This is a genomic window from Ruegeria sp. HKCCD4315 (assembly GCF_013112245.1).
Taxonomy (GTDB): Bacteria; Pseudomonadota; Alphaproteobacteria; order Rhodobacterales; family Rhodobacteraceae; genus Ruegeria.
The window spans coordinates 2,938,649-2,964,894 of the sequence record NZ_WVRN01000001.1; the positions used below are offsets into that span (position 1 = coordinate 2,938,649).

The window sequence follows — 26,246 nt, forward strand, 5'->3', positions numbered from 1 at the left end:
CTCCTTAACGATGATCTGTGGCAAGGCGACGCTCGAGCCACTGAGAATATTGAGAGATGCCGTAACAGACGACGAAGAACAGAAGCGCGGCAAAGCCCAGAAGCTCCCAATAGACGCCGTTCCATTCGGTCGACGCCAGGATGGGACCCCGGATCATGCCCACCAGATCGAACATCGAGATGACCGATACCAGTGTGGTGTCCTTGAACAGGCCCACGGCCACGTTCACGATCCCGGGGATCGAGATCTTCAGAGCCTGCGGTAGGATGATCAGCCGCATCGCCTGCGGGTAATCCAGACCCAGACTGTCTGCTGCTTCGTATTGTCCACGCGGAAGCGCTGCCAGACCGCCGCGGATCACCTCGGCGATATAGGCGGCTGAGAACATGGTGATCATGATCACAACACGCAGGAACAGGTCGACTGTGCTGTCAGGCGGGAAGAAATACGCCAGCATCACCGAAGCCACAAACAGCAGCGTGATCAAAGGCACGCCACGGATGAATTCGATGAAGATAACGCAGACCCATTTGATCAGCGGCATGTTCGACTGACGACCCAAGGCCAGCGCGATGCCCAGCGGCACGGACAGAGACACACAGGTCACGCCCAGCATCATGTTCAGCATGAAGCCACCCAGATCACGGCTGGGGACCGCTATGAGCCATGCATTCTCGGATGCGTCTTCGGGGATCAGTGCTCCGCCGACGTTCCAAATGACCAGCGCAGTCACGATGGCGCCAAAGAACCCGGCAGCGAAGCTGTTGTTGCCCAGCTTCTGGAACACAGCACCCGCAGCGATGAAACCTACCAGTGCCACCAGAGGAACCAAGATCGTGCCCCCCCAAATCAGCCAGAAGGCCACAAACGGATAGACCGCAGTGAACAGCAGCATCTTGCGTGGCAAGTCAAAGAACAACACCGGAGCAAGGGCGACCAGCATCAGCACAAAAGCCAGGTTCGGTCTCCAATAAGCTTCGGCAGGGTATTTGAAGCCATAGATCAGCTGAGGCCAGCGTTCCGTCAGAACCGCGAAACAGGCACCGGTCTTGCCGTCCAGGATTTCACGACATTCCGCCAAAGAGTTGGCATTCCACACCCCGTTCAAAATCCACGGCAACGTGTTTTTCAACAGAATGTAGATCAGCACCAACGACAACACCGTCAGGATGGTGTTTGTCACGCCCGAGAAGAGGTTCTCGCGCAGCCATTTGACCACTCCGACTTCATTTGCCGGTGGCGGTGAAGGCGGGATAGTGCCTTCGGCCACAAAGGCGATCGGGTTTGTTGTTTGATCACTCATGGCTCAGCGCTCCTTCAACTTAACGGAGGCGTTGTAGATGTTCATCCCCATCGAAATCAGCAACGAAGCTGTGAGGTAGAACAACATCAGCAGCAGAACACACTCGATCGCGCGACCGGTCTGGTTCAGTGTGATGCCGCCTAGGGTCGCGGTGATATCCGCATAGCCAACGGCAATTGCCAACGACGAGTTTTTGGTGATGTTCAGATATTGCGAAATCAGCGGCGGAATGATGACCCGCAGCGCCTGAGGCAGAACAACAAGGTTCATAATCCGCCCTGGACGCAGGCCCAACGCGGCCGCAGCCTCGGTTTGGCCTTTGCTGATCGCCTGAATACCCGCGCGCACGTTCTCTGCGATAAATGCGCCAGTGTAGATAGACAGGGCAAACCACAGCGCAATCAGCGGACCGCCAACCTTGATGCCACCACTGAAGTTGAAGCCTTTCAAAGCGGGAATATCCCAGGTCAGGCCCATGATCAGCATCAACAGAGCAAAAGGCACCAGCCAAACAGCCAGCTTGACCAAGAACGTTTTCGGGCGTTCACCTGTTGCTTCTTGTTTTAAAGTAGCCCGTTTTTCGATCTCTCGCGACGCGAACCACGAGCCGATCAGAACAACGATGACCATCAACCAGTTCAGAATGGTCGCGCCAAATAGCCCGTTTGCGAACACAGGGCGCGGAATATAGACACCCCTGTTGGTAAAGGCGAAAGCATCGAACAACATGCTGGATGTTGCATTGTCACCCCGGAACGCGCGCGGTCCCGGCAACACGGCAGTCATGATGGTGAAGATGATGATGATCCAGATCAGAACCGGAATATTCCGGAAGATCTCGACATAGACGGCCATCAATTTGGACACCAGCCAGTTGTTCGAAAGCCTCAGAACACCCGCGATAACGCCGAACACCGTAGCCGTAATACACGCCAGAAAGGCGACCAACAGCGTGTTGAGAATACCAACAACCGCAGCACGCCCATGGCTGGACTGGCTGTCGTATTCAACCAGACGCTGGTTGATGTCATACCCGGATGGGTCGCCTAGGAAAGAGTAGGAAATGTTGAGCCCAGCGGCCCGGAGGTTCTGGATCAGGTTATTACCGAGATACCAGATGGAAAGCGCAATAACGATCGCCGCGATCACCTGAAACGTCAGGGAGCGATAGCGGGTGTCGTTAATGAGCATGGACAACCGAAAGTCAGCTTTCGGTGGATCAGTCATAGTCGACATATTTTGAAATCCCCGTAGCGTGCGGTTTTATTTGTCTTGGCGGGTTTGTCCCCGCTCTGCATGTTCCCGCAGCTCTTTGATGTGAAGAGGGCGCAGGTTGCCCTGCGCCCTTCTCCGTAGGTTTTAGCGGAACGGCGGCGAGTACAGCAGGCCGCCTTCGGTCCACTGTGCGTTCAGACCGCGTGCCAGACCAATCGGTGTCTCTTCACCGATGTTTTTGGCGAATACTTCACCATAGTTGCCACCCGCTTTGATGGCTTTGGCCGCCCAGTCAGCGTCCAGACCCAGCATCTCACCCAGAGTACCTTCGGTACCCAGCAGGCGGTTGATTTCCGGGTTGTCGGTGCCGGCGCTCAGCTCATCGATGTTGGCCGAGGTCACACCCAGTTCTTCTGCAGTGATCAGCGCGTTCAGAGTCCAGCGCACAACGTCACCCCACTCGTGGTCGCCGTGACGAACCAGCGGGCCCAGAGGCTCTTTCGAGATGATTTCGGGCAGCAGAACGTGCTCGTCCGGTGCTTCAAACGTGGCGCGGGTTGCGGCCAGGCCAGATGCGTCGGTGGTGTAAACGTCACATGCGCCGGCCAGATACTGCTGCTGCGCTTCGGCGTTGGTTTCAATCGGAACCGGCTCATAGCTGATGTTGTTCGAGCGGAAGAAGTCCGCCAGGTTCAGCTCGGTGGTGGTACCGGTCTGGATGCAGACGGTTGCGCCGTCCAGTTCCTTCGCCGAGCTGACGCCCAGCGCCTTGGGAACCATGAAGCCCTGACCATCATAGTAGTTCACGCCGGTGAATTCGAACTTCAGGTCGACGTCGCGGCTGAAGGTCCAGGTTGTGTTACGGGCCAGCATGTCGATTTCGCCAGAAGCCAGCGCGGTAAAGCGTGTCTTACCGGTGGTGGGAACAAACTCAACAGCGTTTGCATCGCCCAGAACAGCAGCAGCAACAGCACGGCACAACGACACGTCAAAGCCTTGCCATTCACCATTTGCGTCGGGTGCAGCAAAGCCAACCAGACCGGTGGTCACACCACAGTTCAGCTTGCCGCGCGCTTTAACGTCGTCAACGGTCCCTGCCGCGGCTGCGCCAGCTGCAAGACCGGCAATCGTTGCCGCGCCCAAGATTACGGATTTTTTCATTTTTACCTCTTCCTGATTTTCCACCTCTTACGAGGCGGCTCTGCCCGGCAAGTGGATGCCGGAAAGGTTACCCCAAAGGCGTCTCCCCTTTAGTGGGACTGAGTTTGGGCGTATTCATAAACAAACGTCAAGGGGCCGATCATCGAAATCGATGGTTCATGCACCAAGGTCTTTTAACATTTGCCCAAATATCAGGAAATAAGGCTCAAACCGACATATCAAAGAAGCGTTTTGCGTGTAAAAACGCGATCCTTTTGGTTTCGGCAACCGCATGGGCCTCGTCATCATGACCCCATTGTTCGATCTGCCACGTTTCGTCCAGTCGCGAAATGCGCCATATCTCGTCCGGTTCGCGCCAATCCATGGCCGTGGCAAACCCGAGAATCAATGACCCTGACAAGCTGACCAAGTCGTGGAAAGCCGCCAGTTGAAACGAATCCAACGCATGAACGCGCGCACGCAGTGTCTCAAGAGCAGGGTCAGCTTGCGGTTTGTGCAGCACCCCAGCGACCGGCACCAGACGCGCCGACAAGGTTGCCGCGGCCCAGTCAAGGGCGGGGTCCCATTCGGCGCTTTGGCGGTTTTGCAGCTCTTGCGGGTGCGTTGCCCGGTAACACAGCAGATCTGAATCACCATAATCGGCAAGCATGTCCGCCACCTCGGCGTGTTGAATGCGCACTTTGTCGATTGCAGCATTGGCGGAACGGGTGAACGGCATTGAGGCTGGATCAACCTCTTTGTCCTGTGCGTCCCATTCAGCAGCAACGGCGTCGGCCATGGTGCGGGTCGGCAGGACCAAACCTTCTTTGGCAGGTGTTTTGACGCGCCGACCGTCCAATTCAACCGTAAACCCGCCATCAGTTTCAACAACGGCACTTTCTTTCCAAAAGCGTTTTGGTTTCCAGTCGCTCATTTCCTAGTTCCATATTCCAGCCAGCGCCGTGGGCAACTGGTCAAATGTCTCGATCACGCAAGTCGCCGAAGCCAAAGCCGAGCGATCATGGTATCCCCAGGTCACCCCAATTCCGCGCACACCCGCCGCGGCAGCCATATCCATGTCAAAGCTCGTGTCACCAATCATCACTGCGCAATCCGGATCAACACCGGTTTCAGACAAGGCGGTTTGCACCATCGACGGGTGCGGCTTGGAGGGGTGATGATCTGCAACCTGACGTGTGACGAAGTAAGCCTCCAACCCGTGCGCCTCGATCAACGCATCAAGACCGCGCTGAGATTTTCCCGTCGCGACGCCCAAAAGCACTTCGGGTACGGCGTGCAATGCTTCAATCGCCTCACGCGCGCCGGGATAAAGCGGCGAACTGGCCGCCCCTAGGTCAAGCCGATGTGCGTGGTAAGCCTCTTTGTACCCTTCAACCAGATCACTCTGGACCAAGGATGGTTGATCCGGTGCCAGTCGCGCAATGGCGTGTGGCAAGGACAGACCAACAATCGAAAGGATCGCGTCGCGCGACGGGACAGGCACCGAAGCAGCCTGAAAGCTGGTTGCCATGGAGTGAACGATACTGCCCTGACTGTCGACCAATGTGCCGTCGACATCGAACAGAACCAGCCGTAAGGGTGCGCTCATTGCAGATCCTCAAACGGATCGTCAGCAGCCAGATCTTCGGTCCACCCGAACGTATCCCAGCTGTGCTTCATATGATCCGGCAAAGGTGCCGTGACTGTCACAGGCTTGCGGGTCATTGGGTGTTGAAAGGACAGACGTCGCGCATGCAGGTGAAGCTTTTTACTAATGATCCCGCCAAGTTGCGCGCCCCAGCCGTCGCCAAGGTTTTCCTGACCCGAGCCGCCGTATTTACCATCCCCGATAATCGGATGCCCGATGGCCGCCATATGGGCCCGCAGCTGGTGCGTCCGCCCGGTGATCGGCTCCATCGCGACCCATGCAGCCCGTCCGGCGACACGGTAGAGAGTAGCGTAATGCGTATGCGCGCGTTTGGCGCCCGGCGTGCTATCGATTTCGTTCATATGCACGGGGATCATCTTTTCGCCTTCGCCGTGCTTGCCATGACCCGGTGCTTTGACAAGGCCCGTCTTGATCTCACCCAAATAGGGCGTCGGAACACCGGCAACCAGCGCCCAATAGATCTTGCGTGTGTCGCGGTGACGGAAAGCGGCCGTCAGACCCTTGGCGGCCTCACGCGTGCGGGCCAGCAGCAGAACACCTGACGTATCTTTGTCCAGGCGATGGACCAGACGCGGGTTCTCCTCATAACCGAACCGCAGTGCTTCGGACAGGCTGTCGACATGGCGGGTCTGCCCGCTACCGCCCTGAACCGGCAGGCCCTGCGGCTTGTTGAGCGCCAGAATGTGATCATCGCGGTAGATCACACAGGACTGAATCATCTTGGCATCGGCATCCGAGATACGATGTTTGACCTCAGCCGGTTTATGATCCGCGTCAGGCAAAGGCGGCACACGCACCACTTGCCCGACCTCCAGCCGGGTCGAGGCTTTGGCGCGGCTGCCATCGACACGCAGTTCACCCTTGCGGCACATCTTTTCAATGCGGCCCTGACTGACATGCGGAAACAGACGGCGCAACCAGCGGTCAACGCGCTGGTCGCCATCCCCTTCAGCGACTGTAATCATCTGTACGCCACTCATGCCATTAACCCTTGCACCGCGCGGGTGAGCCGCCCGGATTGCGCCTTTGTCCGTGTCCCAGAAATCATGGGCGTCTGTCGCGCGCAATGCACCAAGAGTCAAGGTATCTGGCTGTTGCGATCAGATGTTCGAGAAATCCCCGTGTCGCCCCGCCCCGTCCCGGAAACGCCCCGCGCCCGAGGTTCCTTCGCGACGGATCGCCTCCAATCCGTTGGCCCACTCCAACTTGAGCGCCTCGCGCACCGGCATACCCCGCGTTTCGATGATCGAACGGCGGTCAGCCCGCACAGCCTCTTGCGGAAAACGTGCGATTTCATGGGCCATTTCTTCAGCTACAGAACGCGCCTCACCTTGCGGGACAATTTTTTCCGCCAGCCCGATCCGATAACACTCCTCAGCCTCGACTTTCCGACCCGTCAACGCGATCTCCAGCGCTTTGCCTTGCCCCACCAAACGCGGCAACCGGACCGAGCCGCCATCCATCAGGGTAATCCCCCAGCGGCGGCAATAAACACCCAGATATGCCGTTTCCGCCATCACACGGATGTCGCACCAAAGGGCAAGCTCCATTCCACCGGCCACGGCGGCACCCTCAATCGCACCGATGACAGGTTTCGAAAGCTCCAAACGGGACGGTCCCATCGGCCCTAGCGTCGAAGTGGCTGAACCTATTGGAAAGGCATGCTTGTCGAAATAAGCCTCACGCAGTTCAGGATCGGCCAGCGAGGCGGCGAGTTTCAGATCCCAGCCTGCGCAGAAATTACCGCCTTTGCCCCAGAACACTGCGGCTTTGGCAGAACTGGCCTCAAAACTTAGGAACGCGTCAACCAGAGCCACGGCGTGTTCCGTATCAACGGCATTTCGTGCATCCGGCCTGTCGTGGATGATGGTCCAGACGTCTTGGGTCTTTTCAATTGAAACCGGCATTTCCCGTCCTCCCTTGCTGGTATTGACCCTAGGGAAGCGTTCAATTGCGAACCTGTCGCCTGTGACGCGGCGGCATGTCCATTACTGACCCTGCGTAACTAATTGTTGCGCTGTGTCCGAAGCTTGGCAAAGTAGTCGAGGCGCTTTTTCAGCTCTCGTTCGAACCCGCGTTCGACCGGTTGATAGAGGACCGGGCGTTTCATGGCTTCCGGGAAGTAGTTCTGACCGGAAAACCCATCCTCGGCGTCATGGTCATAAGAATAACCCGCACCATATCCCTGATCCTTCATCAGCGAAGTAGGCGCGTTCAGGATATGTTTGGGCGGTGGCTCGCTGCCGGATTGTTTGGCCAGTCGCATGGCCGCTTTGTAGCCGACATAAGCCCCGTTGGATTTTGGAGCCAGCGCCAAGTAAACTAGGGCTTGCGCCAGCGCTAATTCCCCTTCGGGAGACCCCAGCCGTTCATACGTTTCCCAAGATTGGAGGCAAATGGCCTGCGCCTGAGGGTCCGCCAGACCGATATCCTCAACCGCCATCCGCGTGATCCGACGTGCCAGATAGCGCGGGTCTTCGCCGCCGGTTAGCATTCGTGCGAACCAGTACAGCGCAGCATCCGGGTCAGACCCACGTACCGATTTATGCAGGGCCGAGATCAAGTTGTAATGCTCATCACCCGACTTGTCGTATTTCGCAGCCCGCCGCATCAGCCGCGTCGACAATGCATCGGGATCCAGCGGCGCGTCCACTTTCCAGGCCGAGACTTGTTCGATCAGGTTCAGCAACGCCCGCCCATCACCATCGGCCATTTCCTGCAACGCATCGCGCGCAGCTGGGGTCAAAGGCAATGCGCGGTCCAGCTCTTTCTCGGCGCGCTGCGTCAGGCGCTCAAGGTCGGCAAGGCTGAGGCGTTCCAGTACCAGAACCTGCGACCGGCTTAGCACAGCTGCATTCAGTTCAAATGACGGGTTTTCGGTTGTGGCACCGACCAACAGGATGGTGCCGTCTTCCATATGGGGTAGAAACCCGTCTTGCTGCGCCTTGTTGAAACGGTGGATCTCGTCCACGAACAACAGCGTCCCCTGCCCGTTTTGACGGCGAATCTTTGCGGCCTCGAAGACCTTCTTCAGGTCAGGTACACCCGTGAAGATCGCACTGATCTGGACAAAATGCAGATCGGTTTCCTGCGCCAAAAGCCGCGCTATGGTCGTCTTTCCTACCCCGGGCGGACCCCAGAAGATCAGGCTGGACAGACTGCCCGCTGCCAGCATCACACCCAGCGGAGCTTCCGGCCCCAGCACCTGCTCCTGACCGATGACGTCGCCCAGTGATTGGGGCCGCAATCGATCTGCCAAAGGGCGGTGCGGGGCATCGACGGGTTCGGTTGGCCCGGTGTCGAACAGATCGCTCATACGTTACAGCCGGAATCGCAAGGACACGGACCGGCCCTCGCGTTGAAGACCCATCTGCACGCGGCGTCCCGGGTTCGTCATCGCGCGTTCAACGTCACCAGGGCGCTGAATATCAACCGCGTTGATTGTCTCGATCACATCGCCGGGTCGTAACCCGGCCCGCGCGCCATAAGGGCCCGGATCAACCACAACAACGCCGGTCAGGGACAGGGGCAGGCCCAGCTTGGTGATCACCGCCGGATTGATCCGAGACACGATCAAACCCGGCAAAACTGTCGTATCGTCCAGCGCGGTTTCTTCGGCAGCGGGTGTTTCAGGTGCTTTGATCAAGGCCACCTCGACCTCATCGCTTTGGTCGCCGCGCAGCCGCGTCAGAACCGAGCTTCCCCCCACACCCGCAATAGACATGCGGAACTTCATTTCAGCGGGGGAGTTCACCTCGTCCCCGTCTACATGGGTGACAACATCGCCCACCTTCAGCCCCGCCTCGCGCAGCGGGCTGAGGTCATGCAGGTCCGAGATCACAACGCCCAGCGGGATAACCAGCCCCAAAGATTCCGCGATATCCGCGCTCATGTGCTGACCCGACATTCCCGCCCAAGGGCTGACAAAGCTGTCATTGCCTTGCTGCGCCTGTTTCAGGAACTCGGCCACCAAATTTGCCGGGATGGCAAAGCCGATACCGTTGGAACCACCTGACCGCGTCAGGATCGACGTGTTGATCCCGATCAGATCACCATTCACGTCGATCAATGCGCCGCCGGAATTACCCGGGTTGATCGCCGCATCCGTCTGAATGAAATACCCGCGACCGTTGCCCGTTGCCGTTCCCGTGCGCGCCAGACCCGAGATGATACCCGAGGACACGGTTTGCCCCACACCAAAGGGGTTCCCAATGGCCAGGGCCAGTTCGCCCACCTCAACCTGATCGGAATCCCGCAGGCTTAGGAAAGGCAGGTTTTCGGCCTCGTCCAAACGCAGGATCGCAATATCGCTTTGTTCATGGCCCAAAACAACAGTGGCCGAAAACTCGCGTCGGTCCGTGGTGACGACCCGAATCTCTGTTGCGGACCCAACCACGTGATAGTTGGACACGACATAGCCGTCATCGGACAGGATCACCCCAGAACCCAACGAGTTTTGAACACGCGGCTGTGGCGTGCCAAAGCCGCGGCCAAAGAAGTCTTTGAAAAACGGGTCCGAAAAGAACGGGCTGGCGCGCCCCTGCCGCACGATCTTGGCATAGATATTCACGACCGCAGGAGAGGCTTTTTTTACCACAGGAGCAAAGCCCAGCGAAATCTCGGCCTGCGACTGCGGCACACGTGTTTCAGCCGTCGCAAATGTGGAAACTGCACAGGTCAAAGCGATTAGTGTCGCGCGAAGCATGGATACCTCTACCTCAAAAGCTGCGTAGGATATGCGACTACGGGCGCGCTAATGCAAGCACCTGTCCGGCGTGCTCAATCCAGTGGCGCGTGCAGGCGGGTCCCTTTTGTAATGATCCCACCCCGATTGCCCACTTCGATCGACCCGTAGCGCTGCTTGAAAACGTCAGGTAACTCCCGGTCTCCGTCGGGTGAGAGCCATAGGCGAAAAAGATGCCGACGCTTGGCCGGATCAGGCCAGTCCACAAAACCCGTCCGGTCGTGTAACTGAGAATGGTTGTAGACAAATTGCATGTCGCCTGGTTGCAACCGCATGGTCAGATATAGATCTGAGTCGTTCGACAAGGAGTCGAACTTGTCCAAAGCAGCGACATGCTCTGGGGTCAGGCGCATGGCTTCGGGAAACCGCTGCGCGCTGTCGATGTACTGTCGCTGATAGAATACGGTCAGCTTGCCATCATGCCAGTTGAAGGGCGGAATAGTCATAAAGGGCTGCATGCCTTCCGGCACTTCACCGCGCCGGTCGGTTGCTATCGGGTCGAACAATCGCTCCAGCAGGTCCGGGCATTCGTTGCGCATCCGGTTATAGATGGCTTCAGCGCTGACCAGCAGTGAATCCCCGCCCTCTTTGGCGTCCCGAAGACACAAAAGCCCCACGATATCGGCACTGTCTGTGTGAAATGTCTGGCGCTCGTGGGTCTGATAGATCCGCGTGTTCGGGTCACTTGCGTCCGCACCAATATCCCGGACATGACCCAGAATATGCCCCTGCGCATTTTGGGATCGTGCCGATCCCAAATGGGCACCCACCCCGCAGAAGATCGCGGCGGCCATTTCCTGAGAATAAGTCTCGACCGGCAGGCCCCGGATCACTTCGAACCCAATACCGTTGATCAGCGTGTCTCTTAGAGTCTCAAGATGGCGGTCGAACCGGCGCAGCGGAAAATCTGTTTTGGTGATTTCGCCGATATCCCGCCCCAAGCTTTGATAGTGGCGCGCGGCTTGCTCAAGGTCTGCGACATCCTCAGGGCTCAGATGCAACAACCATTCATTCTGCCGCGCTACCATTTCCCGTCCGGTCCAAACAGATGGACCGGAGATTTGCGCCGGTAATTCAGAAAACACGGTCATCGCTGCCTCTCCTCACGCTTTCCGCATGTTCGCTTGTGAGAAAGCACAGGTCATCACCTGAAGTCACCGAAACTTGTAAAAACACGACACCAATTCGGTGTGCTTGCTCGAACGGTTCGGGTTCTACTCGGCAGGGGTCCAGTCAGGGCCTGGGTCATATTCTAGGATACCCTCCGCGCGTTCCAGCGTGTCAGGACCCAAGTCCGCCTCGAAAATGATCCCGTTCTCACCTACCAGAAACGAGTGAATTCCGGTCTCGCCATACTCGGAAGGAACAGCCAACAGCGCATGACCTGCTACAAAATGATCCCCAACAAAGTACGAATACGCACCACCCGGAGCATTGGGTCCCTGTCCCTGAAGGATCGTATAGTAATAACCCAGGAAGGGTTCAGGTTCGTAGTCCTCTTCGCCGTCACTCCACCCAGAAGCCACCGCCCGCGCAAGTGCGGCGCCGACAAAGCTGTCTTCCTCGGGCCAGAACAGACCATCTTTAACACCCGGGTCGGAAATGATGTTGCGCGCGAATTCCATCACACCGTCGCCATTATGGTCGGCCAAACGGAACGCGGCCTGAAGATCGACATAAGCATCAAGCAATTCCATCACTTCCAGCTCATTCAAGCCAATCTCGCGGGCCGAAACTTCTTCGATGCCCGCTTCGAGGTCAAAGTGCCATTCCTCACCAGCCCGAGAAATCGGGATTGGGAAGGGCCAGCTGTCTTCCCCCAGCAAGACGACAACACCGTCCTCGTCCGGCTGGAAACGATAGCCCTCGGCATACATGCCAAGCACTTCCTCTCGTCTGGCGCGGTCTTCTTCGGGGTCGCCGGTTGCAAGCAAGTCTTCGGCTTCAGCCCCAAACACGTCCAGCAACTGGTCCCGATCACCCGACTTGAGAGCACCGACAAACGCATCCAAAGCCGCTTGCGGGCTGTTGTATCGGGCACCCTCGGATGCCGCTGTGCTCGCCGTGATCAAAAGAATGGCAGAAGAAACTATGAAATTCCGCATCTTATCTCCTCCGCTTTCCCTTGGCCGCGTGCCCGCGTTTTGACGCGCTGTGGGTTCTCTTGCCGGACGCTTTCTTTTGCATGGCTTTCCCTTTGGCCGCAGGTTTTTTCTGCTGAACTGCAGCCCTTTGGGCCTGAGGTTTCTTGGCGGTCTTCGCGTTGCTTTTAACCGGCTTCTTGGCGGCACCAGAGGATTGCTTGGTTCTGTCCACAGCCTTCTGTTTCGCGGCGGCTCTGTCAGTGTCGACATTCCCCCGATTGACCTTGGGCAGTTGCTTATCATTGCCGCGGTTGGCCAGTGCACCACCCGCAATCGCCCCGGCGCCCGCCCCGGCCGCCAATGCCGCAGCGCCCGAGCCGTCGCGACTTATGTCGGCAGCCCCGGATTCTCGGCTGAGCTTTGAGCGCAGCTCATCTGTGCGGCCATTTGGCCGGTCAACGGGCAATGTTCCGGCACCGCCGCCAGTGCGTTTGTGATCGGCGATTTTGTTCCGCGCTTGTTGCTGACGGTTCGTATCAGGCTTCCATTCAACATCTTTGCGATTAATGTTGTTACCGATATTGACGTTACCATCGACGTCTATGTCGATATTCGGGTTTCTGTAGATCGGGCCACCGCCCCATCCACCGCAGTTTCGGCACCCCCAATAATCGTACCAATCATCGTCATCGTCGAAAATCTCGTCAATCAACGCCACCGTGCCAAAGGTAAGCAGAGCGGCCCCCACAACGTCACCGGTTGATGGCCCGGTATACACCGTCGCGGGATCGTATTGGGGAACATAAACGGTTTCCGTGTTGGTCGGTGTGATGACGACGGTTTCATCCTCTTCAACCTCAACCGTTTGTTCCGGGCCGGACACCAGTGCACCGCTGTCGATTGCCTGATCCCGCATCACCTGGACGGCATCCATCACATCGTCTGATTGGGCCAGCATTGCTGTTCCCATTGTTTCGGTCCAGTCGACATGCGTCGCCATTTGCCCAACGACTTCGGGGAACGCTGTTGCAAGCACGCTGACCGACGGGTCCCAACCCATGGCCTCGATTTCAGGTTCAAGCTCAGCCGGGTCTCGGTCCGCGTTGTCGATCAGAAAACGCTCGGCCTTCACAATCTCTAGCGGCTGGGTCGAGGCGACAAGTATCTGGATGAGCAGAGTATCCGGATACAAGGCAACCGGCGCGACCAGAGTTTGCAGTTCTGCGTCGGTCAGAAGGTCAGTTGTTTCTTGCGACGCCGCCTCGGTCGTTTCATCCGTTGTTTCCTGCGCGAAAAGCGCAGTGCTTGCGCAAAACAGGGGCGCAAAAATCAGATATCTAAACATATTGCGATCCTTCAATTTCTTTGAGGATCGCCCAAGTTCATGATTCTGGCAACAAATCTCGGAACATGCGCCACGATTCTAAAAACAACAAAAACCCCCGCGTCAGGGACGCGGGGGCCAAAAATCAGAAAGCCGTGCTTTCTTATTCTTCGTCTGCGGCCTCTTCGGCGGCAACGCGGGCTTTGTCTGCCGCGCCTTTGGCGTCGATGTCACGATCAACGAATTCGATGATCGCCATCGGGGCCATGTCGCCATAACGGAAGCCAGCTTTCAGGATGCGGACATAACCGCCCTGACGCTCGGCGTAGCGGGGGCCCAGAACTTCGAACAGCTTCGCGACGTCTTTGTCTTCTTTCAGCTGTGCCGCGGCCTGACGGCGGGCGTGCAGGTCGCCGCGCTTGCCCAGAGTGACCAGCTTTTCGATGATCGGGCGCAGTTCTTTTGCCTTGGGCAGAGTTGTCTTGATTTGCTCATGCTCGATGAGCGAGCCAGCCATGTTCGCAAACAGAGCTTTACGGTGCTCATGAGTACGGTTCAGGCGGCGGTAACCACGTGCGTGACGCATTTTTCAATTCCTATCTTGCGTTTTGCTTTGTCTGGCCGGCGATGCGTGTCACCGGCTCTCCTTGGGGCGGAAGTGCCCATGTCGTCCCCGGAAACCCGGGCATTGGGGAAGACGCGTTTAGAACGCGTCTTCGAATTTCTTGGCCAGATCTTCGATGTTGTCAGGCGGCCAATCCTCGACATCCATGCCGAGGTGCAGACCCATGCCGGACAGCACTTCTTTGATCTCGTTCAGCGACTTGCGGCCGAAGTTCGGGGTGCGCAGCATCTCGGCTTCGGTTTTCTGGATCAGATCGCCGATGTAAACGATGTTGTCGTTCTTCAGGCAGTTTGCCGAACGGACCGACAGTTCCAGCTCGTCCACTTTCTTCAGCAGCAGCGGGTTGAACTCCAGACCATCGTCCTCGTCCTGACGGCTTGCCGATTCCGGCTCGTCGAAGTTGACGAAGATCGACAGCTGATCCTGCAGGATGCGAGCAGCAAAGGCCAACGCGTCTTCCGGTGTGATCGAACCATCGGTTTCGATCTTCAGGGTCAGCTTGTCATAGTCCAGAACCTGACCTTCACGGGTCGGCTGAACGTCGTAGGCAACCTTTTTGACCGGCGAATAGATCGCGTCGATCGGGATCAGACCGATAGGTGCATCCTCGGGCTTGTTCTTCTCAGCCGAGACATAGCCTTTGCCGGTGTTGACGGTCAGTTCCATGAACAGATCGGCGCCATCGTCCAGGTGACAGATGACGTGATCGCGGTTCAGAACCTCGATGCCAGCGCTTTCGCTGATGTCACCCGCAGTGACAATTGCCGGGCCTTTGGCATTGATCGACAGGCGCTTGGGGCCTTCGACTTCCATGCGCAGGGCAACCTGCTTGAGGTTCAGAATGATATCGGTAACGTCTTCACGAACACCTGCGACCGAGGAAAACTCGTGCAGGACGTTGTCGATCTGAACGCTGGTGATGGCCGCACCTTGCAGCGAGCTCATCAGAACGCGGCGCAGGGCGTTGCCCAGGGTCAGACCAAAGCCACGCTCCAGCGGTTCGGCAACCAGGGTCGCCTGACGTGCGGGATCGTTGCCCGGCTTGGCTTCCAGCTGGGTCGGCTTGATCAATTCTGCCCAATTCTTGTGGATCATGTAATCCCTCCATTCCTGTCCGCGCCCCATGACCAACAAGGTGCAGACGCCCGAGGTTCAAAATGACGTGCTGGGGCCGTGCACGAACACAGCCCCAGCTCAATTCAAAATCGCTTAGACGCGGCGACGCTTCGGCGGGCGGCAGCCGTTGTGAGCAATCGGGGTCACGTCGCGGATCGACGTGATGTTGAAGCCCACGGCAGCCAGCGCGCGCAGAGCCGATTCACGACCCGAACCGGGGCCCTGAACTTCGACTTCCAGCGTCTTGACGCCATGTTCCTGCGCCTTTTTGCCTGCATCTTCTGCAGCCATCTGAGCGGCGTAGGGGGTCGATTTCCGCGATCCCTTGAAGCCCATGGTACCGGCAGACGACCACGAAATGGCGTTGCCCTGCACGTCCGAGATCAGGATCTTAGTGTTGTTGAAGGTCGAATTCACATGGGCAACGCCCGATGCGATGTTCTTACGCTCTTTGCGCTTAACGCGAGTCTTGTCACGTGCCATCAGTCAGACCCTCCCTTATTTCTTCTTACCAGCGATGGCCTTTGCGGGGCCTTTGCGGGTACGAGCGTTGGTGTGGGTGCGCTGACCGCGAACCGGCAGGTTGCGGCGGTGACGCAGACCGCGGTAGCAGCCCAGGTCCATCAGGCGCTTGACGTTCATCTGAACTTCACGACGCAGGTCACCTTCGACGGTGAAGTTTTCGTCGATGTATTCACGGATTTTCAGAACTTCGGCGTCGGACAGTTCGTTGACGCGACGGGTCGCTTCAATGCCCACGGCTTCGCAGATCGCTTTGGCCGAGGTGTTGCCGATTCCGGTGATATATGTGAGGGCGATAGGTACCCGCTTGGCAGTCGGGATGTTTACGCCGGCAATACGTGCCACGTGTCACTTTCCTTTTCGTTGCGGTTCCGTAACTCCAGAACCTTTTTTCACAACGCTTTACCTTGGCAGTGTGGCCAGAGGGTTCAGCATTATTCGAGGTGGTCGGGGCATTTGGGACGAATCCCGCGTGCGGTCTTGATTCCCTAAAGGGATGGGGGTCGATATGGGCTTTTGGAAGGGGCGTCAAGCCCCAACCTGAAGTCAGCCGAGAATCGCCTCGATCGAGGCGGTGACTTCTTCGATGCTGGCCAGACCATTGACCGGGCGCAGGTCGCCCTTGGCATGATAATACCCAATCAACGGAGAAGTCTTTTTGTAGTACTCCATCAGGCGAATACGAACGCTGTCTTCGTTGTCGTCCGCCCGCACCGGCTTGCCCGCCGCGCGCGCCTCTTCAGCGCGGCCAACGATGCGCTGCACCAGAACCTCGTCGTCGACGCGCATTTCGATCACCGTGTGCAGCGACTGGCCCATCTTGGTCAGCAAAGCCGCCAAAGCGTCAGCCTGCGCCAGTGTGCGCGGGAAGCCATCAAAGATAAAGCCTGCACCCTTTTCGGTCGTCAGCTTTTCTTCGATCAGGCCGATCACGATCTCGTCGGTGACCAGTTGGCCCGAGTCCATGATCTCGGCAACTTTCTGGCCCATCTCCGTTCCGCTGGTCTTGGCTTCGCGCAACATGTCGCCGGTGCTCAGTTGCACCATGCCGCGGGTTTCAACCAGATGCTGCGCTTGCGTGCCCTTGCCTGCCCCCGGGGGGCCCAAAAGAATGATGTTCATCGACGAGCGGGTCCCTTCCTGCCGCGTTTCTTGCTCTTACCGCGCAGTTGGGACTTTTCAATCAGCCCTTCGTATTGATGCGCCAGCAGATGGCTCTGAACCTGTTGGATTGTATCCATGGTTACAGAGACAATAATCAGAACCGAGGTGCCGCCGAAATAGAACGGGATAGCGAACTGGTTTCGCAGAATCTCGGGCAACAGGCAGACCGCCGCCAGATAGGCCGAGCCCAGAACCAGAACACGGTTGACCACGTATTCCAGATACTCGGCGGTCTTTTTACCCGGACGGATACCCGGCACAAAACCGTTTTGCTTTTTCAGGTTGTCCGCCACGTCATCGGGCTTGAACGACACGTTGAACGTATAGAAATACGCAAAGAACACGATCATCGAAGCGAAGAACAACAGATACAGCGGCTGTCCGGGGCCGAAATTGGCCAGCATCCACGACATGATCGGTCCGTTCGCAGCACCTGCCGAGAAGGTTGAGATCGTTACCGGCAGCAGCAGCAACGAGCTGGCAAAGATCGCAGGGATCACGCCCGCCGGGTTCACTTTGACCGGCAGGTGGCTGGAGCCGCCTTCGTAGACTTTCATACCGGCCTGACGACGCGGATACTGAATGTGAACCTTGCGCAACGCACGTTCCATAAAGACCACAAAAGTGATCACAGCGATGACCATGACGATCACGCCAACGATCACTGCGGGGCTGATGGCGCCCGAACGTCCCGAGGCAAAGAACTGCGCCAGCGCGGCGGGAACCTCGGCGATGATGCCGACGAAGATGATCAAAGAGATACCATTGCCGATACCGCGCGCGGTGATCTGTTCACCCAACCACATCAGGAACATGGTGCCGCCGACCAGGGTAATCATGGTCGACATACGGAAGAACATGCCCGGATCGGTCGCCAGATCCCCTGCTTCCAGCGAGACCGCCAGACCATAAGCCTGCACAGTGGCCAGAGCCACGGTGCCGAAGCGGGTGTACTGGTTGATTTTCTTGCGGCCCTGTTCGCCCTCTTTCTTGAGTTGCTCAAGCGCGGGAACCATGGATGTCAGCAGCTGCACGATGATCGAGGCCGAAATATAGGGCATGATGCCGAGGGCAAAGATACCCATCCGCCCCAGCGCTCCGCCGGTGAACATCGAAACCATGCCGCCGATGCCTTGCCCCGCCTGTTCCATGAATTCGCGCAGCGCTTGCCCGTCGATCCCCGGCACCGGAATAAAGGTGCCCAGACGATAGACGATCAGCAAACCCAGCGTGAACAGGATGCGGTTGCGCAGATCGGTGGCTTTGCCCAAAGCAGCCCAGCTTGTATTGGCTGCCATTTGTTCTGCTGCTGATACCATAAATCGGTCTCTCTTATGCAAACGCCGCCCGGAACCGTTTTCCGGCTCGGACGGCGTCTTGGAAAACTCTGAGGTCTATGTAAGCGGGTCTTGGCCCGCTCACAAGCGATTACTCTGCCGCAGCAGCTTTTGTGACCTTCAGTGAACCGCCCGCTTTTTCAACTGCCTCAACGGCAGATTTCGAAGCACCGGTTACTTCCAGGTTCACTTTGGCACTGATTTCGCCTTTGGCCAGAACGCGGATACCGTCCAGCTTGCGGCGGACCAGACCGGACGCAACCAGAGCGTCTTCGGTGATCGCAGCCGAAGCATCCAGCTTGCCGGCTTCGACAAACTTCTGGATCAGGCCCAGGTTAACAACGGCGAATGCTTTGCGGTTCGGCTTGCTGAAGCCACGCTTTGGCAGACGCTGGTACAATGGCATCTGACCGCCTTCGTAGCCATTGATGGCCACACCCGAGCGGGATTTCTGGCCTTTGATACCACGGCCACCCATTTTACCTTTGCCGGAACCCGGACCACGGCCAACGCGCGTGCGTTTCGGTGCGGCGCCAGGATTGTCGCGCAATTCGTTCAGTTTCATTTCGCTTCTCCTAAGCCGGATATGACCCCCGAAGCGTGATGGGCCAAACACGGCATTTCTTGGTTTTGATTCTCATGGCGGAAAGCCACCGCAGGCGTATAGGCCCGATGGCGGGGCTTGGCAAGCCTGCAGATTGCCGTCTGGCCTGCGGTACGGTCACAAGCCCCTGTATGAGGTTTCCAGATGATACCTAAATGACAAGCTCACTGCATTCTGACCGTTATTTGACTACGAATTGCAGCGGTTTTGACAGAAACCACTTGCCATGCCGGGGTGGTAGTCTATCGGGATGCCTGAAAACACCAGACTGGCAGGCGCATGACTCACCCTTCTCACTCGCTTCGGGACAAGCCGGAGAAAACCGCCGCACGTGACTGGGTCACAACTCTTGCCAAATATCGCGAACCGGACGAACTGCGCAGCTCGTTCGAGCTGTGCGTCAGCATTGTTCCATTCTTCGCGCTTTGGGCATTGTCCTGGATGTCGCTGTCGATCAGCTATTGGCTGGCCTTCGCGATTTCCGTGCTAAATGCGGCCTTTCTGCTGCGCCTGTTTGCCATCCAGCATGATTGCGGGCACGGCGCGTTCTTTAAGAACCGGGCCCTCAGTGACTGGGTCGGGCGCGGGATCGGCGTTCTGACACTGACGCCTTATGATGTCTGGCGTCGCACGCATTCCACGCATCACAACAGCTCGGGCAATCTGGGCAAGCGCGGGATGGGCGATATCCACACCCTGACTGTGGCCGAGTATCAAGCCAAAACGCCAATGAACCGGTTCTGGTATCGCGTCTATCGGAATCCGATCACCCTGTTTGTGTTTGGCCCCGGCTATCTGTTTCTGTTTCAGAACCGCCTTCCGCTGGGGCTGACCGACAGCGTCAGGTTCTGGGTCAGTGCGATGGCCACCAATGTCGCCATTCTGGTCATATTATTGACGGTCTATTATTTTGGCGGCGTGATGCCGATGCTGCTGATCTTCCTGCCCTCAACCCTGATTGCCGCAGCGGCCGGAGTATGGCTGTTCTACGTGCAGCACCAGTTCGAGGACACACATTGGGAGTCAGATGAGAACTGGCAGCTGCACGAAGCGGCACTGCACGGAAGCTCTAATTATATATTGCCGTCGGTCTTGCAGTGGTTCACCGCCAATATCGGCATCCACCACGTGCATCACCTGTACAGCCGCATTCCGTTCTATCGCCTGCCCGAAGTGCTGCGCGATCATGATGAGCTGGCCAACAGCAACCGAATGACCATCCGCGAAAGCCTCGCCAACGCGCGGCTGCATCTGTGGGATGAGCAAAGCCGCCGCCTGCTGTCCTTCGCCGAGGCGCGGTCGCTCTATGGGTGAGGGGCAACCTGACCCAGACCCTGATCGTTCCGACCGATCGATAAGCCGCGCCAGCGACTGCCCGTAGGATGGCGCGGCAACGGTTGATCAGCGCGCTTTATGGTGCCAGATACATCAGACCTCATAGTTAGGCGTAAACGTCCTCAAAGCACCAGCCCGCCGGGACGGGCAGTCGCTGGCGCAGCGGCCTTCGGCCTAGTCCCGCGCTTGGTCGCGGCTCAATGGGAACCGGTTTAACGCCCTCCTGAGCCTGCTCGTGAAAGATAGCCAATCTTTTTAGTGGGTTGAAACGTCATTGTATAGCTAGGCAGTCGGATGGTTTTCTAAGTGACTGTCCAAAATTTTGGCTTGGACAAGACAACTATACACCTTACCCATCAGCGCATGGGCTTTCTGAGCTTCGTCTTGCGCAATACGCACATTTTTTCTGTCAAAGTATGCTTTTTCGTGCACCACCTCGCGGCGCAAATCCCTAAACCACTTCAGAGAATTGTATAGTTCGTCATCTCCAACCCCCAGCAACTTCATTTTTTCCTCATAGGTGGCTTTATCATTCTGGTTGTACTTTGTCTTACTGTGGTGTTCGACAATTAGCAGGTGCAGAATTGCCTCCAACCACATCCCTGAAAACACGATTAGTATCAACGCGTTCTTGAAACTACGTTGGCTTAGATCAAGTGTCTTCCTCGTTATTACTACTCCATCAGGCATCATTCGCTGAAGCTCAATGTGATCATCCTCAATGTTGCGAAATGCATCCTGACAAATTGATGAATAAACTGTCACGTTGCTCAAAATGAATTCAGTCATGTCTTAGCGCCTCGCTTTATTCTCCGGCTGCTATTCTAACGCTGATATTTTTTGAAGTAGGAAACTCCCGTCAAACAGATTTGAACTCACTACTTTGGTGATGGAAACGATTTCTGCTGCCAAAGACGACGCGGTGGAAAGGGTAACTCACGAAGTCCGCTTTCTTTAGCCTTCATTCGTCGAATATGTTCGATACTAGGTTGGCGAAGCTACACGAGTCTAGAGTTGCCATAGAGGCATTGTACAGACGCAAAAACGTGAAACCAGAAAATCTATCGCCCTATAGACACCCACCCCCAACCCTGTTAAATGCTCCCAATCTTGCGGCCTCGGATTCGTTCCGGGGCCTCTGATATTTGTAACCGGGGACCTTCGGGGCCCTATACCCTTGGCACCTACGGGGGCCTATCACATAGCGGGGGAACTCCCTGCACTTGCTAAACGGAAGACAGAAAGCATGGCACTCAAGTCGTACAAGCCGACGACGCCGGGCCAGCGCGGGCTGGTGCTGATCGACCGTTCGGAGCTTTGGAAAGGACGTCCGGTCAAGTCTCTCACTGAGGGTTTGACCAAATCGGGCGGCCGGAACAACACCGGACGGATCACTTCACGCCGCCGCGGCGGTGGCGCAAAGCGTCTCTACCGGATCGTTGACTTCAAACGGAACAAATTTGATGTCGCGGCAACCGTCGAGCGGATCGAATATGACCCGAACCGGACCGCATTCATCGCACTGGTAAAATACGAAGACGGCGAGCAGGCATATATCCTGGCTCCGCAGCGTCTGGCTGTTGGTGACAAAGTCGTGGCATCCGCCAAGGCCGACATCAAGCCGGGCAACGCAATGCCGTTCTCGGGCATGCCCATTGGTACCATTGTCCACAACATCGAGATGAAGCCTGGCAAAGGCGGTCAGATCGCACGTGCGGCTGGTACTTACGCTCAGTTCGTTGGTCGCGATGGCGGCTACGCTCAGATCCGTCTGAGCTCGGGCGAGCTGCGCATGGTCCGTCAGGAATGCATGGCCACCGTCGGTGCCGTGTCCAACCCCGACAACTCGAACCAGAACCTCGGTAAAGCCGGTCGCATGCGCCACAAAGGCGTGCGCCCGTCGGTTCGCGGTGTTGCAATGAACCCGATCGATCACCCGCACGGTGGTGGTGAAGGTCGTACCTCGGGTGGCCGTACACCGGTTACGCCGTGGGGTAAGGACACCAAGGGTAAGCGTACCCGCAACAAGAACAAAGCGTCCCAGAAGCTGATCATCCGCTCGCGGCACGCCAAGAAGAAGGGACGTTAATCTATGTCTCGCTCTGTTTGGAAGGGTCCTTTCGTCGATGCTTACGTGCTGAAAAAAGCCGAAGCAGCGCGCGAGTCGGGCCGCAACGAAGTCATCAAAATCTGGTCGCGTCGTTCCACCATTCTGCCCCAGTTCGTGGGTCTGACCTTTGGTGTGTACAACGGCCAGAAGCACATTCCCGTCAACGTCTCGGAAGACATGATTGGTCAGAAGTTCGGTGAATACTCGCCGACCCGTACCTATTATGGCCACGCCGCAGACAAAAAAGCGAAGCGGAAGTAAGTCATGGGCAAGGAAAAGAACCCCCGCCGCGTGGCTGAAAACGAAGCAATGGCGAAAACGCGCATGCTTCGCACCAGCCCGCAGAAACTGAACCTGGTTGCGCAAATGATCCGCGGCAAGAAAGTTGAGAAGGCTCTGACCGACCTGACTTTCAGCAACAAGCGTGTCGCGCAGGACGTCAAGAAGTGCCTGCAGTCCGCAATCGCGAATGCCGAAAACAACCACAACCTGGACGTTGACGAGCTGATCGTCGCCGAAGCATGGGTTGGCAAGAACCTGGTCATGAAGCGCGGTCGCCCGCGTGCCCGTGGCCGTTTCGGCAAGATCATGAAGCCGTTCTCGGAGATCACCATCAAGGTGCGTCAAGTTGAGGAGCAAGCCTAATGGGACATAAAGTCAATCCGATCGGCATGCGCCTTCAGGTCAACCGCACCTGGGACAGCCGCTGGTACGCTGATACCAAGGACTACGGTGATCTTCTGCTCGAAGACATCAAGATCCGTGAGTTCATCAACAAAGAGTGCAAGCAGGCCGGTGTTGCACGTGTGATCATCGAACGTCCGCACAAGAAGTGCCGCGTCACGATCCACACCGCACGTCCGGGTGTCATCATCGGCAAGAAAGGTGCGGACATCGAAGTTCTGCGCAAGAAGCTGGCCAAGATGACCGACAGCGAACTGCACCTGAACATCGTCGAAGTGCGCAAGCCGGAACTCGACGGTCAACTGGTTGCCGAGTCGATCGCTCAGCAGCTGGAACGCCGTGTCTCGTTCCGCCGCGCGATGAAGCGTGCCGTTCAGAACGCCATGCGCATGGGCGCCCTGGGTATCCGGGTGAACGTCGCTGGTCGTCTGGGTGGTGCCGAAATCGCACGGACCGAGTGGTACCGCGAAGGCCGCGTGCCTCTGCACACCCTGCGTGCCGACATCGATTACGCACATGCCGAAGCGATGACTCCTTACGGGATCATCGGGATCAAGGTCTGGATCTTCAAAGGTGAGATCATGGAGCACGATCCGCAGGCACGTGACCGTAAAGCACAGGAACTCCAGGATGGTCCGGCACCTCGCGGTGCAGGCGGCCGTCGCTAAGGGGGAATTGAGATGCTTCAACCAAAGCGTACAAAATTCCGCAAGATGCACAAAGGCCGGATCAAGGGTGAAGCCAAAGGCGGCTCTGATCTGAACTTTGGCACTTACGGTCTGAAAGCTCTGCAGCCTGAACGCGTCACCGCGCGTCAGATCGAAGCTGCACGTCGTGCCATGACCCGTCACATGAAACGTCAGGGTCGTGTCTGGATCCGTATCTTCCCCGACACTCCGGTCACTGCAAAGCCGATCGAAGTTCGTATGGGTAAAGGTAAGGGTTCGGTGGACCGCTGGGTTTGCAAGGTCAAGCCCGGTCGCGTGATGTTCGAGATCGACGGCGTCAATGACGACATCGCCCGCGAGGCCCTGCGCCTGGCTGCGATGAAGCTGCCGATCAAGACCCGCGTAGTGGTTCGCGAAGACTGGTAAGCGATTGGGGCTCAGGCCCTGTTCGTTAAAAGATTGACCCCCCGTCGGGACACCGGCGGGGGTTTTATGTTGGGGCGCTGCCCCCGCCGCGGCAAGCCGCGCCTCCCCCGAGGTATTTTCAGCCAGATGAAAAATGGATCCCTGCTTCATCTGGCCAAAAATATCTCGGAGCGCGAGGCAGAGCCTCGCAATTCCGCCATCGCCTTCCCCGCATCACTGGTCTAAGAGAGGGCGCATGGCACAGATTGAATCACTCTTCGTTACCCGTCTCTATCGCGCAGCTTTGTCCGAGTTTGGTCCCAAAATCGACGCGGAGGAGCTTGAAAATTCTTGCCTTGTCATCGCCGAAGATGACGAGGCCGGACAGGATTGGTGCGAAGAAAACGGCTATTCCGGCTATACCAGCTATGCCTCGCTGACGGACCTGCCCTGGCGGTTCCCGATCTTTGCCGATCTGGTGAGAGTGCTGGATCAACACGTGGCGGCCTTTGCCAAGGATCTGGAGTTTGATCTCGGCGAAGGAGAGCTGAAGCTGGAGGATCTGTGGATCAACATCCTGCCCGAAGGTGGTATGCACTCCAGCCACCTGCACCCGCACAGCGTCATTTCAGGCACGACCTATGTGGCGATGCCCGAAGGGGCGAGCGCGTTGAAGCTGGAAGATCCGCGCTCGGGCCGCATGATGGCCGCGCCGACGCGTCTAAAAGGCGGACGGCGGGATTTGCAGCCGTTCATCTATATGAAGCCACAGGTAGGCGACGTCCTACTGTGGGAAAGCTGGCTGCGCCACGAAGTGCCGATGAATATGGCCGAGGACGAGCGGATCAGTGTCAGCTTCAACTACAAGTGGGATTGACCCCTGTATCAGGCATGCAATGGAAGTTGCGACTCCGGTATTCTGGAGTGGCGCTTTGGTGTTGTTCCTATTGACGCTCTATCGAACAGGCTGGAATTTTCGAGAGAGCACCTTAAAGATGGTCGGATTGCGGGGGTTAGGCGACCTCACAACGCTTGAATTGGTTGTTTGGGCAGCAACAATGGGCGGAACGTTTTACGTGTTCTTTCAGGTTTTGGATGCGTGTAAAGATTTGTAGCGATCAATCAGTTTTTTGACCCGATAGATTCTCTCCAAACTTTCCCTTGCCACCCACCCCCTAAACCCTTATACGGCGGCATCCTGCAAGTCCCCCGGCCGAGTCGGGGGATTCGCATGTCTATCATTCATCCACCAGGTCCAAGGTGACCCTGCAAGGGGGCCTTCTGGTGTTTTGAGCAAAGGAAAAAGGCGATGAACGCCCAAGAACTGCGTGACAAGACCCCGGACCAGCTCCGCGAGGAACTGGCCAACCTGAAGAAAGAAAGCTTTAACCTGCGCTTTCAACAGGCAACCGGTCAGCTGGAAAATACAGCTGGTATCAAAGCGGCCCGCCGCAATGCTGCCCGCGTCAAAACCATTCTGAACGAAAAGGCCGCTGCCGCGGCATCGGAGGAGTAATCCTATGCCCAAGCGTATCCTGTCCGGAATCGTAACCAGCGACGCCAATGAGCAGACCGTGACTGTTTCGGTTGAACGCCGTTTCAAGCACCCGCTGCTGCAGAAAACCGTTCGTAAGTCCAAGAAATACCGGGCTCACGACGAAAAGAACGCCTTCAAGGTCGGCGACACCGTACGCATCATCGAATGCGCGCCGAAATCGAAGACGAAACGTTGGGAAGTTCTGGAAGCGTAAGCTTCCGGGATTTTTCATTTGTCGAAACCCTGGGGGATCTAATCAGACCAGCCCCCACAGGTCGGGAGAAACCACATGATCCAGATGCAGACCAATCTGGATGTTGCTGACAACTCCGGCGCACGCCGAGTTCAGTGCATCAAGGTCCTGGGTGGTTCCAAGCGTAAATACGCCTCCGTTGGCGACATCATTGTCGTCTCGGTGAAGGAAGCCATCCCGCGCGGCCGCGTAAAGAAAGGTGACGTCCGTAAGGCCGTCGTCGTACGCACCGCCAAAGAAGTCCGTCGCGAAGACGGCACCGCGATCCGTTTTGATCGCAACGCCGCCGTCATCCTGAACAACAACAACGAGCCAGTCGGTACCCGTATCTTTGGCCCCGTTGTTCGCGAACTGCGCGGCAAGAACTTCATGAAAATCATCTCGCTGGCTCCGGAGGTGCTGTAATC

At 57.2% G+C, this 26,246-nt stretch carries 30 protein-coding genes; 10 read left to right on the forward strand and 20 right to left on the reverse strand.

Annotation, left to right across the window (positions count from 1 at the left end; genetic code table 11):
* Positions 1-4: 4 nt before the first annotated feature.
* From GS646_RS14545 to rplO, 19 genes are all read right to left on the reverse strand, one after another.
* Positions 5-1,303, reverse strand: a complete 1,299-nt coding sequence (locus tag GS646_RS14545) for an amino acid ABC transporter permease (RefSeq protein ID WP_171091965.1) — start codon at positions 1,301-1,303, stop codon at positions 5-7.
* Between the two features lie 3 nt (positions 1,304-1,306).
* Entirely contained in the window at positions 1,307-2,539 is a 1,233-nt protein-coding gene (locus GS646_RS14550; RefSeq protein ID WP_171186637.1) for an amino acid ABC transporter permease, read from the reverse strand.
* 123 nt (positions 2,540-2,662) lie between these two features.
* A complete protein-coding gene (locus GS646_RS14555) occupies positions 2,663-3,679 on the reverse strand; it encodes an amino acid ABC transporter substrate-binding protein (protein WP_171186639.1) in 1,017 nt (338 codons plus the stop codon).
* Between the two features lie 205 nt (positions 3,680-3,884).
* A complete protein-coding gene (locus tag GS646_RS14560; protein ID WP_171186641.1) occupies positions 3,885-4,592 on the reverse strand; it encodes an ATP12 family chaperone protein in 708 nt (235 codons plus the stop codon).
* Between the two features lie 3 nt (positions 4,593-4,595).
* Positions 4,596-5,267 (reverse strand): HAD-IA family hydrolase, encoded by a 672-nt coding sequence (locus GS646_RS14565; protein WP_171186643.1) that lies wholly within the window; start codon positions 5,265-5,267, stop codon positions 4,596-4,598.
* Positions 5,264-6,307 (reverse strand): RluA family pseudouridine synthase, encoded by a 1,044-nt coding sequence (locus GS646_RS14570; RefSeq protein WP_171186686.1) that lies wholly within the window; start codon positions 6,305-6,307, stop codon positions 5,264-5,266. The genes GS646_RS14565 and GS646_RS14570 overlap by 4 nt, the downstream gene beginning before the upstream one ends.
* Positions 6,308-6,427: 120 nt before the next feature.
* Positions 6,428-7,234: a crotonase/enoyl-CoA hydratase family protein gene (locus tag GS646_RS14575; protein WP_171186645.1), complete on the reverse strand. Its 807-nt coding sequence runs from the start codon at positions 7,232-7,234 to the stop codon at positions 6,428-6,430.
* Between the two features lie 98 nt (positions 7,235-7,332).
* On the reverse strand, positions 7,333-8,643 hold the full coding sequence (locus tag GS646_RS14580) for a replication-associated recombination protein A (RefSeq protein WP_171186647.1): 1,311 nt from the start codon (positions 8,641-8,643) through the stop codon (positions 7,333-7,335).
* Positions 8,644-8,646: 3 nt separating this feature from the next.
* Positions 8,647-10,032, reverse strand: coding sequence for a trypsin-like peptidase domain-containing protein (locus GS646_RS14585; protein WP_171186649.1), 1,386 nt, complete (start codon positions 10,030-10,032; stop codon positions 8,647-8,649).
* 74 nt (positions 10,033-10,106) lie between these two features.
* On the reverse strand, positions 10,107-11,162 hold the full coding sequence (locus GS646_RS14590; protein WP_171648967.1) for a TauD/TfdA family dioxygenase: 1,056 nt from the start codon (positions 11,160-11,162) through the stop codon (positions 10,107-10,109).
* Positions 11,163-11,285: 123 nt separating this feature from the next.
* On the reverse strand, positions 11,286-12,176 hold the full coding sequence (locus GS646_RS14595) for a DUF2950 family protein (protein WP_171648969.1): 891 nt from the start codon (positions 12,174-12,176) through the stop codon (positions 11,286-11,288).
* Position 12,177: 1 nt separating this feature from the next.
* Positions 12,178-13,500: a DUF3300 domain-containing protein gene (locus tag GS646_RS14600; protein ID WP_171648971.1), complete on the reverse strand. Its 1,323-nt coding sequence runs from the start codon at positions 13,498-13,500 to the stop codon at positions 12,178-12,180.
* Between the two features lie 142 nt (positions 13,501-13,642).
* Positions 13,643-14,065 (reverse strand): 50S ribosomal protein L17, encoded by a 423-nt coding sequence (rplQ, locus tag GS646_RS14605; RefSeq protein ID WP_170387757.1) that lies wholly within the window; start codon positions 14,063-14,065, stop codon positions 13,643-13,645.
* A 117-nt stretch (positions 14,066-14,182) separates the two neighbouring features.
* Positions 14,183-15,199, reverse strand: coding sequence for a DNA-directed RNA polymerase subunit alpha (locus tag GS646_RS14610; RefSeq protein ID WP_050605850.1), 1,017 nt, complete (start codon positions 15,197-15,199; stop codon positions 14,183-14,185).
* Positions 15,200-15,313: 114 nt separating this feature from the next.
* Positions 15,314-15,703, reverse strand: coding sequence for a 30S ribosomal protein S11 (rpsK, locus tag GS646_RS14615; protein WP_008757289.1), 390 nt, complete (start codon positions 15,701-15,703; stop codon positions 15,314-15,316).
* Between the two features lie 15 nt (positions 15,704-15,718).
* Positions 15,719-16,087: a 30S ribosomal protein S13 gene (gene rpsM, locus GS646_RS14620; protein ID WP_170332212.1), complete on the reverse strand. Its 369-nt coding sequence runs from the start codon at positions 16,085-16,087 to the stop codon at positions 15,719-15,721.
* Between the two features lie 201 nt (positions 16,088-16,288).
* Positions 16,289-16,864, reverse strand: a complete 576-nt coding sequence (locus tag GS646_RS14625; protein WP_171091987.1) for an adenylate kinase — start codon at positions 16,862-16,864, stop codon at positions 16,289-16,291.
* The gene (secY, locus tag GS646_RS14630; protein ID WP_171091989.1) at positions 16,861-18,225 is read right to left on the reverse strand and encodes a preprotein translocase subunit SecY; all 1,365 of its coding nucleotides are present in this window, start codon (positions 18,223-18,225) and stop codon (positions 16,861-16,863) included. Before secY ends, GS646_RS14625 begins: the two co-directional genes overlap by 4 nt.
* A 109-nt stretch (positions 18,226-18,334) precedes the next feature.
* The gene (rplO, locus tag GS646_RS14635; protein ID WP_171091991.1) at positions 18,335-18,808 is read right to left on the reverse strand and encodes a 50S ribosomal protein L15; all 474 of its coding nucleotides are present in this window, start codon (positions 18,806-18,808) and stop codon (positions 18,335-18,337) included.
* Between the two features lie 318 nt (positions 18,809-19,126).
* On the opposite strand from rplO, the gene GS646_RS14640 reads away from it, so the two are divergent.
* The gene (locus GS646_RS14640) at positions 19,127-20,161 is read left to right on the forward strand and encodes a fatty acid desaturase (RefSeq protein ID WP_171186657.1); all 1,035 of its coding nucleotides are present in this window, start codon (positions 19,127-19,129) and stop codon (positions 20,159-20,161) included.
* Between the two features lie 303 nt (positions 20,162-20,464).
* Here GS646_RS14640 and GS646_RS14645 read toward each other — a convergent pair whose 3' ends face one another.
* Entirely contained in the window at positions 20,465-20,971 is a 507-nt protein-coding gene (locus GS646_RS14645) for a hypothetical protein (RefSeq protein WP_171186659.1), read from the reverse strand.
* Between the two features lie 457 nt (positions 20,972-21,428).
* Here GS646_RS14645 and rplB point away from each other — a divergent pair, with 457 nt between their 5' ends.
* From rplB to rplN, 9 genes are all read left to right on the forward strand, one after another.
* Entirely contained in the window at positions 21,429-22,271 is an 843-nt protein-coding gene (rplB, locus tag GS646_RS14650; RefSeq protein ID WP_008757664.1) for a 50S ribosomal protein L2, read from the forward strand.
* Between the two features lie 3 nt (positions 22,272-22,274).
* Positions 22,275-22,553, forward strand: a complete 279-nt coding sequence (gene rpsS, locus GS646_RS14655; protein ID WP_005980699.1) for a 30S ribosomal protein S19 — start codon at positions 22,275-22,277, stop codon at positions 22,551-22,553.
* A 3-nt stretch (positions 22,554-22,556) separates the two neighbouring features.
* A complete protein-coding gene (gene rplV, locus GS646_RS14660; protein WP_039538267.1) occupies positions 22,557-22,937 on the forward strand; it encodes a 50S ribosomal protein L22 in 381 nt (126 codons plus the stop codon).
* On the forward strand, positions 22,937-23,644 hold the full coding sequence (gene rpsC, locus GS646_RS14665; protein WP_171091997.1) for a 30S ribosomal protein S3: 708 nt from the start codon (positions 22,937-22,939) through the stop codon (positions 23,642-23,644). Before rplV ends, rpsC begins: the two co-directional genes overlap by 1 nt.
* Before the next feature lie 12 nt (positions 23,645-23,656).
* Positions 23,657-24,070 (forward strand): 50S ribosomal protein L16, encoded by a 414-nt coding sequence (gene rplP, locus GS646_RS14670; protein ID WP_117872242.1) that lies wholly within the window; start codon positions 23,657-23,659, stop codon positions 24,068-24,070.
* A gap of 235 nt (positions 24,071-24,305) precedes the next feature.
* Positions 24,306-24,926, forward strand: coding sequence for a 2OG-Fe(II) oxygenase family protein (locus GS646_RS14675; protein ID WP_171186661.1), 621 nt, complete (start codon positions 24,306-24,308; stop codon positions 24,924-24,926).
* A 432-nt stretch (positions 24,927-25,358) separates the two neighbouring features.
* Positions 25,359-25,565 carry a 50S ribosomal protein L29 gene (gene rpmC, locus GS646_RS14680; protein WP_010437082.1) on the forward strand — a complete coding sequence of 69 codons (207 nt, stop codon included), beginning with the start codon at positions 25,359-25,361 and terminating at the stop codon, positions 25,563-25,565.
* Positions 25,566-25,569: 4 nt separating this feature from the next.
* Entirely contained in the window at positions 25,570-25,800 is a 231-nt protein-coding gene (rpsQ, locus tag GS646_RS14685) for a 30S ribosomal protein S17 (RefSeq protein WP_171092001.1), read from the forward strand.
* 75 nt (positions 25,801-25,875) lie between these two features.
* Complete coding sequence (gene rplN, locus GS646_RS14690; protein WP_008757934.1) at positions 25,876-26,244, forward strand: 50S ribosomal protein L14; 369 nt, start codon at positions 25,876-25,878, stop codon at positions 26,242-26,244.
* Positions 26,245-26,246: the final 2 nt, after the last annotated feature.